This window comes from Roseixanthobacter psychrophilus (genome assembly GCF_043195195.1).
Taxonomy (GTDB): domain Bacteria; phylum Pseudomonadota; class Alphaproteobacteria; order Rhizobiales; family Xanthobacteraceae; genus NCEH01.
In genome coordinates this window covers 1-11,203 of record NZ_JBAFWT010000077.1, presented here as the reverse complement: position 1 = coordinate 11,203, position 11,203 = coordinate 1, and the positions used below count along the sequence as shown (strand labels likewise).

Sequence of the window (11,203 nt, the reverse complement as noted above, 5' to 3'; positions counted from 1 at the left end):
GGACCTCGGCTACACCGGCGTCGGCATGGTCGATGGCCGGATCGGCAGCAAGACTGTCGGCGCGCTCTCCAGCTTCCAGGCGGACAACGGCCTGACGGTGGACGGCCTTTACGGACCAGAGACCAAGGCCAAGCTGGCCGACCCGGATACGCCGCGCCGCGAGATCGGTTTGCAGCGCGCCACCGCCACCGCCGCCGATCTGCGCGCCGCCGGCTCCGGTACCGTGAAGACCGCCGATCAGATTTCCTTCGGCGCCAAGGCCCTCGTCGCGCTCGGCCTCGGCGGTGTGGGCCAGCAGACCGGCGTGCTCGATGGTGCGAAACAGGCGCTCGATACCGCAAGCGCCGTGCGCCCGCTGGTGGACAGCGCCGCCGGCCTGCTGTCCTGGGCCTCGGCCAATTGGTCCATGCTCGCGGTGCTTGCCGGCGGCGCCGGCATCTATCTCGGCGGCAAGATCGTCGCCCGGCGCGTCGAGCAGTTCCGGGCCGACCGCAATGTCTAGTCCCGCCCCGAACCTCCCCACCATCCGCCTCGACATCGGCGCCGCCATGGCCCTGCTGCGCGCGGGCCGAACCGTCACGCGCGATGCGTGGGACCAGACTGGCAACGATCCGCGGCGCCTGAGCGATCCGCGCTACCTGTTCTTCGTGCCCGGACCACAGCCGCATATCGGCGCCATCTGGCGGCGTGTGCTGCCGCGCCACAGCGGACACTGGACGCCGAGCCAGGATGATCTGCTCGCCACCGATTGGCGCGCCCTGCCGCCCTCCGAGGTGGCCTGATGCTCGCGGGGATTTTCGCTTTCCTCCTGCGCCTCCTCTCCGGCGGCCTGCTGGATAAGGTGCTCGGCGCGCTGCGCGCCCGCGCCGACACCGAACTGGCTCACGAGCGCCTGCGCACCGACATCACCATCAGCGCCGTGCAGGCGGAGGTGGAGAGCCGCCGCGTCGCCGGCGATATCGTCATCGCCGAGCAAGGATGGTGGGTGACGGCGATGATCCGCCCGCTGTTCGTGTACCCGCTTTTGGCCTGGTGGTGGCTGGTCATACTCGATTCGATTTTCTTGTTTCGCTGGAACATCGCCGCCCTGCCGAAGCCGCTGGACGAATGGGCCGGCTGGATCGTCGCCGCCTATTTCGTCACCCGGCCATTCGAGAAGATCGCCGAAGGCCTGATGCGGAGGCGCGCTTGAGCGACGTGATCGACATCGCCCAGCAGCTCGACGAGCGCCTGCGCCGCGCCGAGATCGCTAGCGTCCGGGCCCGCACCGAGGGCGAGGGCACGGAGGCGTGCGAGGCCTGCGGCGCCGAGATCGAGCCGGCGCGTCGTCGCGCGGCACCCTGGGCGACACGCTGCCTCGCCTGCCAATCCATCGCCGAGCGGCGGCAGAGGGGGCTGTGATGACGTTGGAAGACTTCCGGCTATGGGCGCCGACCTTGATGAGTGCCTTGGCGGTCATCGTGACGATCTGGATTTTCCGGATTTCCTCGCGCCGCGCCGACGTAAAGGCGCAGCAGACCAGGCTCGACCAGATCGAGAAGGACGTGAGCAAGGTGGATCATCGCGTGGCCACGCTTGAGCCCGACGTGACGACGCAGCAGGCGAAGCTCGATCAGATCGAGAAGGACGTGAGCAAGGTCGATCATCGCGTCGCCAAGCTGGAGCACGATTTCCAGCACCTGCCGACCAAAGAGCAGGTGCACAAACTGGACCTCGCCGTCAGCGACATGAAGGGCGACGTCAAGGCGATGAACGAAACCATGAAGGCGGTGGATAAGACCACCGGCCGGCTCGAAAACTACCTGCTCAGCGCCGAGCGCGCGCGCAGCAGTGCAGCGTGAGGGCGCCATGAGCTTTTCTGATTACCTGACCGAAGACGCCCGTCTCACCATCCTGAAGGAGCTGGCCGCTCAGACGGACGGCCGCCTGAACGACACCCTGATCACGCGGGTGCTGGAAGTCTTCGGCCACCGCCGCTCGCGTGAATGGGTGCGGACCCAGTTGCTCAAGCTCGAAGAACTTGGGGCCATCCGCACCACAGCGGTGGGATCCGTGCTCGTGGCCGAGATCCTGCGCGCCGGCACCGACCACGTGGAGCGGCGCTCGGTCATAGCCGGTGTCGCCCGCCCTTCGGCGGAGGCCTGACATGGCCGGCCGTGGGCGCCTCGACAGCCTGGATCTGCTGCCAGCCGAAGCTGAAGACGACGTCGTGTGGGCCTGCCAGGAGCTGGCGGCGCGCAAGCGCACAACCGCTGAAATCCTGTCAGAGTTCAACGGCCGACTTGCCGACAAGGGCATCGAGCTGGTTTCCCGCTCGTCTTTCTATCGCGCGGCGGCCGACCGGGCGGCGGCACAGACTCGGATGCAGCGCGCCCGTGAAATGTTCAAGGGCATCGCCAGTCAGTTCACAGCTGACGATGTGGATGAAAACACGGTCATTCTCGGCGAATTCATCAAGACCATGCTGGTGGAGCTGGTGCACGACGGCACCGGCGTGAAGGGGACGAAGGGCGCCAAGGAAATCGCACAGGCGTTTCAGGCGACCGTGTCTGCGCAGAAAATCTCGACCGATCGGCGCCAGAAGCTGCATGCCGAGTTTGCCAAGAAGACCGCAGCTGTCATTGACCGCGTCGAGAAAGAAGGCGGCATTTCTGCCGAACGAGCGGCGCAGATCCGGCGCGACATCCTCGGTGTGCGCCCTCTGCCCCCGAAAGAGCCGGGGCAGAGCGTGCCGCGCATCCGGCCGGCGGATGAGGAATAGCCGTGTCCGACCTCGACGTCCTCGATACGCTTTTTCCCACGCGCGACCTGCCGGAGGATCACGATCCGCTCGCCGAGGGCATCCTGATGCAGCATCAGGTGGAGTGGATCGCGGATAAGTCGGATCTCAAGCTTGCGGCGAAGGGGCGCCGAACCGGCATCACCTATGCCGAGGCGCTCGACGACTGCATCACGGCTGCGACCTCGAAATCGGGCGGTGGCGACAACGTCTTCTATATTCCCGACACGAAGGACAAGGGCCTCGAATTCATTCGGTATGTCGCGCATTTCGCGCGCGTGGTCTCGAAAGAACTCGGCGCCAGCGTCGAGGAGTTCCTTTTCGAGGACAAGCTGCCGTCCGGCGAGAGCAAGTTCATCACCGCATGGCGCGTGACCTTTGCCTCGGGCTTTCGCGTGATCGCCCTTTCGTCCCGGCCGGCCAACATCCGCGGCTTGCAGGGTATCGTCGTCATCGACGAAGCGGCGTTCCATCAGGATGTTGCGGCGGTCATTGATGCCGTGAACGCGCTGCTGATCTGGGGAGGCAAGATCCGCATCATCAGCTCGCACAACGGCGAGGACAACGCCTTCAATCAGTTGATCAAGGACACGGTCGCCAAGCTCTACGATTATTCCATCCACTACATCCCGTTCTCGCGGGCAGTGAAGAACGGGCTTTATCAACGCGTCTGCCTCATGCGCGGATGGGAATATTCCGAGGAGGGCGGACGCGCCTGGCTGCGGAAGATCCTTCGTTCCTACGGCCCGCGCCACGAGGCGCGCGACGAGGAGCTAGAAGCGATTCCGCGCAAGTCGTCCGGAGTCTACCTGCCGCGCGCCCTGGTGCAGCGGGCACAGCGCGACGGCATCCCGGTGGTGTCATGGGCGGTGCCGGAAGTTTTCTTCCTTGATGACAACCGCCTCGACGTCGCAAAGGAGTGGTTCCGCGACAACGTCGCCCCGCTGCTGGACAATCTCGATCCGAAAAAGCGCCACGCCCTCGGCCAGGACTTCGGCCGCAACGGCGATCTTTCAGTCATCCTGGTGGCCGAAGAAGGCGACGTGGCGACTTGGTGCTCGTCGTTCCAGATCGAATTGCGCCGCGTGCCGTTCGACGTGCAGCAGTACATTCTTTTCCAGATTCTCGACCGTCTCACGCGATGGCTCGCCAAGCTCGATGCGCGCGGCAACGGGCAGAGCCACGCCGAAGCGGCCGCGCAGAAATTCGGCATCGAGCGCGTGGAATGCGTGATGTTCACGGCGGCTTGGTACGCGCTGAATTTCCCGCTCTACAAGTCGTCCCTGGAAGATCTCAGCTTCCTCTTGCCGCCCGGCGAGGACATCGTCAGCGACCACCGCTTGGTGGTTCTGAAGGCCGGTTTCCCCGGCATGTCTGACCAGCACGTGAAGGGCGTCGACGGCGAGTTCCGCCACGGCGACAGCGCGGTCGCGGCGGTGTTGGCCCATGCCTGCACGACGGTCGATATCGGCGAATACGGCTATCGCCCGGTGCCGCGCCCAGCCGCCGCCATGGAAGGCGCCGGCGGTCGCGACTTCATGCGGCCGGACCATTCAGGCGATCACAGGGGCGGCCTCATGCTGCCTCGCATGCGAGGAGGCCTCTGATGGCCCGGCTATCCACCATCCTCGGCCCCGACGGCAAGCGCGTCGACCTGGACGCGCTGTTCGGCCCGCCCAAGGCCGGGCCCACGCTCACCGGCGTGCGCTCGCCCATTTCCGGCCACCCGGCCGACGGGCTCACGCCATACCGCCTCGCCGCGATTCATCGCGCGGCCGCGAGCGGCGACACGCGGGCCTATCTGGAGCTGGCCGAGGACATCGAAGAACGGGACATGCACTATCTGGGCGTGCTCGGCACCCGCAAGCGGCAGGTCGCGCAGCTGCCCATCACGGTGGAGGCGGCGAGCGATGATCCCGCGCATGTGAAGCATGCCGACCTGGTCCGGGAATGGCTCAAGGAAGGCGTGCTTGAGCTGGCTCTGTTCGACCTCTTCGATGCGATCGGTAAAGGGTTTTCGGTGCTCGAAGTCGAATGGGAGAGCACGCCCGAGCTGGTCGCCCCGAAAGCCCTCACGCACCGCAATCCAGCCTGGTTCGAACTGGACGAGGTCTCGCTCGACATCCCCATGCTGCGGGAGGGTGCGACGAAGGAGCCGTTGGCGGCGCATCGCTTCCTCGTGCACCGGCACAAGGCTAAGTCCGGCCTGTCGATCCGCTCGGGCCTCGCCCGCGTCGCGTCCTGGGGCTGGATGTACAAGGCCTTCACGCTGCGCGACTGGGCAGTCTTTGTGCAGAACTACGGTCAGCCGGTGCGGGTGGGAAAGTACGGCCCCGGCGCCACGGATGCCGACAAGGACGTGCTTTGGAGCGCGGTCGCCAACATCGCCGGCGACTGCGCCGCGATCATCCCCGATTCGATGCTCATCGAGTTCGTGGAGATCAAAAACGCGGCCGACGGATCGGAGCTATACGAAAAGCGGGCGGACTGGATCGATCGGCAAATCTCGAAGCTGGTGCTCGGCCAGACCGCGACGACGGACGCGATCGCCGGCGGGCACGCCGTGGGCCAGGAGCACCGGCTGGTTCAGGAGGACATGGAGCGGGCCGACGCGAAGCTTGCCTCGGCGACGCTGACGCGACAGCTCGTGCACCAAATGGTGGCCTTCAATTTCGGCCCGCAGTCGAAATATCCACGCTTGGTGATTGGCCGGCCCGACGAGCTGCCGATCAAAGAGGTGGTCGACGCGCTCTACAAGCTCGGCCCGATTGGCCTGGAAGTGGAGGCGAGCCAAGTGCGCGATCGCCTCGGCTTCACGGAGGCCGAGGAGAGCACGGACGGCAAGCCCGTGGCGATGATCGGTGGCCGTCAGCTGCCACCGTCGCCGGCGCCCGGCGAGCCCATCGACCCGACCGCGCCGCCGGCGGTGCCGCCCACCGTCCCGCCGAAAGGGCAGCTGACGCGGCACCTGCTTTCGCTCCACGCATCCGCGCCAGACCCGGAATATGTGGACCGCATGGAGCGGCGCCTCTCGCTGGACATGCAGGGCGTGATGGCCAGCATGACGGCGGAGATCCGCGCGGCCTTCGAGGAGGCGGCCGACATGCGCGACCTCGCCAATCGGCTGGAGCGCATGAACCTCGACCCGGCGCGGTTTGCCGAGGTCATGCAGCGCGGCATGGTCCTCGCCCACCTGGTGGGACAGGCTGCGCTCATCGATGAGTTGCGGGGGGAGGGGTGACCACCACCCTCGGCGCCGTCGATCTGCCGTTCGACGAGGCGATCGCCTATCTGCGCGCCAAAACGAACGTCACCTCGGAAAGCTACACGGACGTCTTTGGCAAGGCGAACGTCAAAAGCTTTACCGTCGCCGGCGCGACCACGCGGGCGCTGGTCGGCGATTTCCGCTCGGCGGTCGCGAAGGCGCTTGAGAACGGCACGTCCATCCAGGACTTCCGCAAGCAGTTCGATGGCATCGTCGAAAAGCACGGCTGGGCGCACACCGGCAAAGCCGGCTATCGCGCGCGGCTCATCTACAACGTCAATCTCGGCATGGCCTATTCCGCCGGCCGATACGCCCAGCAGGTCGAGCCCGAGACCCTCGCCGCTTTCCCCTACTGGCAATATGTCCATTCCGGCGCGCTGCATCCGCGCCTGCAGCACTTGGGCTGGAACGGCACCACCCTGCGGGCCGACGACGGCTGGTGGACAACCCACTACACGCCCAACGGCTATCATTGCGGGTGCTGGATACGCTCGGTGTCAGCGCGCGGCCTGGCGCGCATGGGCAAGAGCGGGCCGGACACGGCGCCGAAGGTCAATCTCATCGAGCACGTGAACCGCCGGACCGGTGAGATTACCGAGGTGCCGGAGGGAATCGATCCCGGCTTTGACTACAACGTCGGGCAAGAATGGCTGGGCAAGGCGCCGCAGATCCCGGCGAATGCGACCCTGACGGTGCCGGCGGCGAAGCCGGTCGCGCCCATCCCGGCTCCTGCCCCCACACCCACCGCGCCCGTGCGTCGACGGCGATCTGCGGCACCTGGGGCACCAAGTGCACCCGTGCCGCCACCACCGCCAGCGCCACCGCCAGCGCCACCACCAGCTCCGCCACCTGCACCTCCGCCCGCGCCTCCGCCGGCCGATGGTGCGTGGCCCTGGACGCCGCGCCCGCGCAAGACGCCATTCGCCCTGGACGTCCGCCCAGAGGCGTTGCAGTTCGGGCTGTTCCGAAACAAAACCGAGGCGAAGAAGCTCGCCGCCGAACTCATGGCCGGCGTGCCCGAAAAGCTTGAAGTCACCGCCCAGTGGCGCATGAGTGGTCCCGACGTTCTGAAGCTGAGCCTGGAGCATCGCGAGGTGATCCTTGAACGCTCATTCTGGCGCAGCGCCGAGGGCCTGGTTGTCGAGCACGATTATTTTTGGGTCGATCCCAAGCATCAGGGCGGCGGCCATGCACGGCGGATGCTGCAGACGAGCTTCCACGCATATGACCGGCTGGGCGTGGCGCGTGTCGAGGTGCATGCCAATCTGGACAAGGGCGGCTATGTCTGGGCGCGCAACGGCTTCGCCGCCGACGACCCGCGCCGGATGCGCAAGTTCTTCGATCGCATGGGAGATCAGCTTGACCCGCAACAGCGGGCACAGCTGGCAAAAACGGTCGAGGGTTCAGATGATCTCGATTTGATGTACAATGTGTCGGTGTTGTCGGATGAGCAGGCCCCTTGGGGCAAACAGATCCTGCTCGGGTCCGACTGGTATGGGGCCGTGGATCTGCGCAATCCGCAGCACCGCGCGCTTCTCGGCAAGGCGCTTGGACGGTAGGACACGAACGGCAGGACAAGGTGGCAAAGAAGGTCATTTACGATTTCATGGAGCTGAGGGACGATCCCGCCGATCTGATCGACGGGAGCGACGAAATGCTGCCTGAAGCCGACCGTGTGACCGAGGCCGACCGCATGAGCCCGCTGGCCGGCCTGCTGCGTCGAATCCAGGACCAGGTGGCAGCCGAAGAGGCCGCCGCTGGCACGCCGTATGTCCGCACGTCCCGGCGGCCGGATCGCGCGTGAGCGGCGTCACCCTCGAAACCACCATCGACGCCGGCGACGCGCTGCGGGCCTTCCGCGCCCTGCAGGCGGTGATGAGCAACACCACGCCCGTGATGCGGGCGATCGGTGTTGGCCTGCGCGAGGGCACTCACACGCGCTTCCAGACCGCCACCGACCCGGACGGCAATCCCTGGGCAGCGCTCAATCCCGACTATGCCGCCCTCAAACGCGGCCCCGGCATCCTGCGCGAGAGCGCCATGCGCGGCGGCCTCATGGGCTCCATCACCTTCCGGGCCACGCACAACACGGTCGAGGAAGGCACCAACCAAATCTATGGGGCGGTGCATCAGTTCGGCGCCACGATCACCCCCAAGAACGCCTCCCATCTGGTTTTCCGGCTTGCCTCCGGCGTCGTGATGGCCGACAGCGTCACCATCCCGGCGCGCCCCTATCTCGGCATCTCGGCCGAGGACGAAGTGATGATCGTCGAGACGCTGATCGACGCGGCGGACCGAGCCCTGTCCAGGTGAGAGCGGTCCGCTCCGGCTTGAGAGCCGATTAAGAGGCGAAAGAGGCGCCTGTGGCGCTAAAAGAGGGTGCGGTCCCTGCCGAGCATGGTCCCGCCCGCCCCGCCCGCTGACGGCCTCCTGACAACATCCCCCCGGACATGAGCCGCCCCAGCCCTGGGGCATGATAAGCGGCGGCGCGCGCGGGCACTCTGCCCCTCATGCACGATGTTCTTCTGTTCTCCGCCTTTCCGGCATCCGATCCTGTGCCCGAGTGGGTGCACCTGATCCCGGCCGGCACGTTTTCCGGCACGGACGGACGCGGCCCCTACGTGCTCGCCGATCCGCAGAAGGTCATCGCCGCGTCGATGGCAGGCGGCAAGCTCGCCATCGACGAGAATCACGCGATCGACCTCTCGGCGCCGAAGGGCGGGCCTTCCCCGGCGCGCGGCTGGGTCGTCGAGATGCAAGCCCGCACGGACGGCATCTGGGGGCGGGTCGAATGGACCGGCGCCGGCACCGCGCTCATGCAGGACAAAGCCTATCTCGGCATCAGTCCCGCCCTCTACGTGGACAGACGGCGCAGTCCCTTCGTCGTGGCCGGCATGGCTCGCGCCTCGCTGGTCAACACGCCCAACCTCACCGCCTTGACCTCACTCCACCGGAGCCAGCAGATGGATTTCATCACGCAGGCGCGGCAGGCCCTTGGCCTCGCTGCGGACGCGTCGGAGGCTGCAGTCCTTGCCGCCATCGACGCGCAGAAGATCAGTATCGATCGGCATGCCGCGCAGACCAACGCGATTGCGACTGCGGCGGGCCTCACCGCCACGGCCGATCCGGTGGCGATCGTCACCGAGCTGCAGAGCCGCCAGTTGGACGGTACCAAGCTCGCGGCCGTGAAAGCGGGTCTCGCCACCGCCGGCCTCGACTTCGAGAAGGTCTCCGCCGCTCAGATCGAGCTGCACCTTAAAAACACCGGCGGCACCGCCGCCGAGTCGCAGCTGCGTTCGACCGTGATCGAGCTGCAGACGCGGCTCGAAAACCTCTCTTTGGAGGCCGCCCGCAAAGAAGCTGTGCTGGTCATCGACGGCGCCATCAAGGCCGGCATGGTCAGCCTCAAGCCCCTGCGCGACCATTACATCGACCGCCACATGGCCGACCCGGTTGCCGTCGCGCTGGAGATCGCCGCCATGCCGAACCTGCATTCCGGCGGCCTGCGCCAGCCGCCTTCGATCGGCAGTGCCGCCAACGGCGGGAACGCCGCATCGCTCACCCCCGACGAGCGGCGGACCTGCGTGCTGATGGGGATCGATCCCGCCGAATACGCGAAGACTCTGAAATCCATCGCGATGGAGACGATCTGATGGCTGCGACCAAGGATCAGGTGCTCCCGACACGCCTCGGCGATTCCTACGCCTATGGCGTGAAGGGCGGGGTCAGGATCTTCGCCAAGACGCTGGTGGCGGTGACGGCCACCGGCTTGGCCATCCCGGCCGGCACCGCCGGCGCGGTCGCGGTGGTCGGGATCGCCCGCCACCATGCCGACAACCGCAATGGCCCCGACAATGACGGCAAACTGCCATGCGAACACGGCGTCTATCCCGTCCCGTTCGCCGGCACCGCGCCGACCTACGCCAACATCGGCGCGACCGTCTACGCGGTCGATGACAACACCGTGTCCCTCGACAGCAGCTCGGGCGCCCGCCTCAAGGCCGGCGTGCTCGACGGCATCGAGGACGGCACTCCCTGGGTCCGCGTCTAGGCGCAAATGAGGTCACACCATGGACGTCACTCCCGAAAATCTCCGGTCGATCTTCGTTTCGCTGTCGACCCTCTTCAACCGCCGCCTGACCACCACGCCCACCCAGTACACTCGGGTGGCGATGGACGTCAGCTCGACCGCCGCTCAGAACGAGTACCCCAAGCTCGAAGATATGCCTGGTCTGCGCGAATGGATCGGCGACCGCGTCATTCATGACCTGTCTGGCAGCACCTATGCGATCAAGAACAAGGAATTCGAGGGGACGATCGGCGTCGATCGCGCGAAGATCGAAGACGATCAGATCGGGTTCTATGGGCCGATCTCCGAGCAGCTCGGCCTGAACACCGCTGAGTTTCCCGACCAGCTGACCTTTGGCCTTCTCAAGAAGGGCAATCAGGTCCTGTGTTCGGACGGGCAGTATTTCTTCGACACGGATCATCCGGGCTTCGACGAAAACGGCGGCGCGATCGTGGTCAGCAACTACCAGGACGGCGCGGGCCCCGCGTGGTTCCTGATCGACGACACACAGGTGCTGAAGCCGCTCGTCTTCCAGAAGCGCCGCTCCTTCGCGCTCACTTCGCTCGACAAGCCCGACGATGGCAACGTCTTCCACAAGAAGAAGTTCATCTACGGCGTCGACGGGCGCTGCAACGTGGGCTTCGGCATGTGGCAGCTCGCCTTCATGTCGCGGGCGGAACTCAACCCGACCAATTACGCCTTGGCGCGTGCCGCGATGACCTCCATCCGTCGCCGCGACGGCAACATCCTCAACATCCGCCCTCGGCTCCTGATGTTTCCGGGTGTCCTTGAAGCGCAGGCGCGCGCGCTGCTTGCCGCGAACAATGCGGCGGGTGCGACCAACATCTGGGCAAACACGGTCGAGCCCCTGCTCGTGCCCGGCCTGGGCTGAGGCGGAGGCGTCCATGTCCTTTCTCAAGATCATCTGTGCCCGCCCCGGCTTCATGCGCGCCGGCGTCGCCCACGATGCGGTCCGCATCTGGCCTGCCGAGGCCTTCTCCGCCGACGCCTGGGATCGCCTGCGCGACGAACCGCTGCTCACCGTGACCGAGGTCACGGATGCGGAAGCGATCGCGCATGCGGACCTGCG

Annotated in this window: 16 protein-coding genes; all 16 read left to right on the top strand. The window is 66.3% G+C overall.

Annotated features, from left to right (window positions below):
- On the top strand, window positions 1-502 hold a 502-nt coding region (locus V5F77_RS27615), incomplete at its 5' end, for a peptidoglycan-binding domain-containing protein (RefSeq protein WP_429008283.1).
- Window positions 495-782, top strand: coding sequence for a Thoeris anti-defense Tad2 family protein (locus V5F77_RS27610; RefSeq protein WP_429008282.1), 288 nt, complete (start codon window positions 495-497; stop codon window positions 780-782). The genes V5F77_RS27615 and V5F77_RS27610, both read left to right, overlap by 8 nt.
- Window positions 782-1,192, top strand: coding sequence for a hypothetical protein (locus V5F77_RS27605; protein WP_429008281.1), 411 nt, complete (start codon window positions 782-784; stop codon window positions 1,190-1,192). Before V5F77_RS27610 ends, V5F77_RS27605 begins: the two co-directional genes overlap by 1 nt.
- A 5-nt stretch (window positions 1,193-1,197) precedes the next feature.
- Window positions 1,198-1,401 carry a TraR/DksA C4-type zinc finger protein gene (locus tag V5F77_RS27600; protein ID WP_429008284.1) on the top strand — a complete coding sequence of 68 codons (204 nt, stop codon included), beginning with the start codon at window positions 1,198-1,200 and terminating at the stop codon, window positions 1,399-1,401.
- Window positions 1,401-1,841: a DUF2730 family protein gene (locus V5F77_RS27595; RefSeq protein WP_429008280.1), complete on the top strand. Its 441-nt coding sequence runs from the start codon at window positions 1,401-1,403 to the stop codon at window positions 1,839-1,841. Before V5F77_RS27600 ends, V5F77_RS27595 begins: the two co-directional genes overlap by 1 nt.
- A gap of 7 nt (window positions 1,842-1,848) precedes the next feature.
- A complete protein-coding gene (locus V5F77_RS27590; protein WP_429008279.1) occupies window positions 1,849-2,145 on the top strand; it encodes a VpaChn25_0724 family phage protein in 297 nt (98 codons plus the stop codon).
- Window position 2,146: 1 nt separating this feature from the next.
- A complete protein-coding gene (locus V5F77_RS27585) occupies window positions 2,147-2,761 on the top strand; it encodes a phage protein Gp27 family protein (protein WP_429008278.1) in 615 nt (204 codons plus the stop codon).
- Between the two features lie 2 nt (window positions 2,762-2,763).
- Complete coding sequence (locus V5F77_RS27580; protein ID WP_429008277.1) at window positions 2,764-4,386, top strand: hypothetical protein; 1,623 nt, start codon at window positions 2,764-2,766, stop codon at window positions 4,384-4,386.
- Window positions 4,386-6,020 carry a DUF935 domain-containing protein gene (locus V5F77_RS27575; RefSeq protein ID WP_429008276.1) on the top strand — a complete coding sequence of 545 codons (1,635 nt, stop codon included), beginning with the start codon at window positions 4,386-4,388 and terminating at the stop codon, window positions 6,018-6,020. The genes V5F77_RS27580 and V5F77_RS27575 overlap by 1 nt, the downstream gene beginning before the upstream one ends.
- On the top strand, window positions 6,017-7,603 hold the full coding sequence (locus tag V5F77_RS27570) for a phage minor head protein (protein ID WP_429008275.1): 1,587 nt from the start codon (window positions 6,017-6,019) through the stop codon (window positions 7,601-7,603). The genes V5F77_RS27575 and V5F77_RS27570 overlap by 4 nt, the downstream gene beginning before the upstream one ends.
- A gap of 20 nt (window positions 7,604-7,623) precedes the next feature.
- Window positions 7,624-7,848 (top strand): hypothetical protein, encoded by a 225-nt coding sequence (locus V5F77_RS27565; protein WP_429008274.1) that lies wholly within the window; start codon window positions 7,624-7,626, stop codon window positions 7,846-7,848.
- On the top strand, window positions 7,845-8,357 hold the full coding sequence (locus V5F77_RS27560; protein ID WP_429008273.1) for a phage virion morphogenesis protein: 513 nt from the start codon (window positions 7,845-7,847) through the stop codon (window positions 8,355-8,357). The genes V5F77_RS27565 and V5F77_RS27560 overlap by 4 nt, the downstream gene beginning before the upstream one ends.
- Window positions 8,358-8,554: 197 nt before the next feature.
- The gene (locus V5F77_RS27555; protein WP_429008272.1) at window positions 8,555-9,697 is read left to right on the top strand and encodes a phage protease; all 1,143 of its coding nucleotides are present in this window, start codon (window positions 8,555-8,557) and stop codon (window positions 9,695-9,697) included.
- On the top strand, window positions 9,697-10,095 hold the full coding sequence (locus V5F77_RS27550) for a hypothetical protein (protein WP_429008271.1): 399 nt from the start codon (window positions 9,697-9,699) through the stop codon (window positions 10,093-10,095). The genes V5F77_RS27555 and V5F77_RS27550 overlap by 1 nt, the downstream gene beginning before the upstream one ends.
- Window positions 10,096-10,114: 19 nt before the next feature.
- A complete protein-coding gene (locus V5F77_RS27545) occupies window positions 10,115-11,005 on the top strand; it encodes a Mu-like prophage major head subunit gpT family protein (protein ID WP_429008270.1) in 891 nt (296 codons plus the stop codon).
- Window positions 11,006-11,018: 13 nt separating this feature from the next.
- Window positions 11,019-11,203 (top strand): hypothetical protein (locus V5F77_RS27540; RefSeq protein WP_429008269.1); only part of this gene is annotated, 185 nt, incomplete at its 3' end.

Coding starts and splice junctions, on each gene's coding strand:
- V5F77_RS27555 (WP_429008272.1), top strand. CDS start 8,555: ATGCACGATGTTCTTCTGTTCTCCGCCTTTCCGGCATCCGATCCTGTG.
- V5F77_RS27610 (WP_429008282.1), top strand. CDS start 495: ATGTCTAGTCCCGCCCCGAACCTCCCCACCATCCGCCTCGACATCGGC.
- V5F77_RS27550 (WP_429008271.1), top strand. CDS start 9,697: ATGGCTGCGACCAAGGATCAGGTGCTCCCGACACGCCTCGGCGATTCC.
- V5F77_RS27545 (WP_429008270.1), top strand. CDS start 10,115: ATGGACGTCACTCCCGAAAATCTCCGGTCGATCTTCGTTTCGCTGTCG.
- V5F77_RS27590 (WP_429008279.1), top strand. CDS start 1,849: ATGAGCTTTTCTGATTACCTGACCGAAGACGCCCGTCTCACCATCCTG.
- V5F77_RS27585 (WP_429008278.1), top strand. CDS start 2,147: ATGGCCGGCCGTGGGCGCCTCGACAGCCTGGATCTGCTGCCAGCCGAA.
- V5F77_RS27575 (WP_429008276.1), top strand. CDS start 4,386: ATGGCCCGGCTATCCACCATCCTCGGCCCCGACGGCAAGCGCGTCGAC.
- V5F77_RS27605 (WP_429008281.1), top strand. CDS start 782: ATGCTCGCGGGGATTTTCGCTTTCCTCCTGCGCCTCCTCTCCGGCGGC.
- V5F77_RS27595 (WP_429008280.1), top strand. CDS start 1,401: ATGACGTTGGAAGACTTCCGGCTATGGGCGCCGACCTTGATGAGTGCC.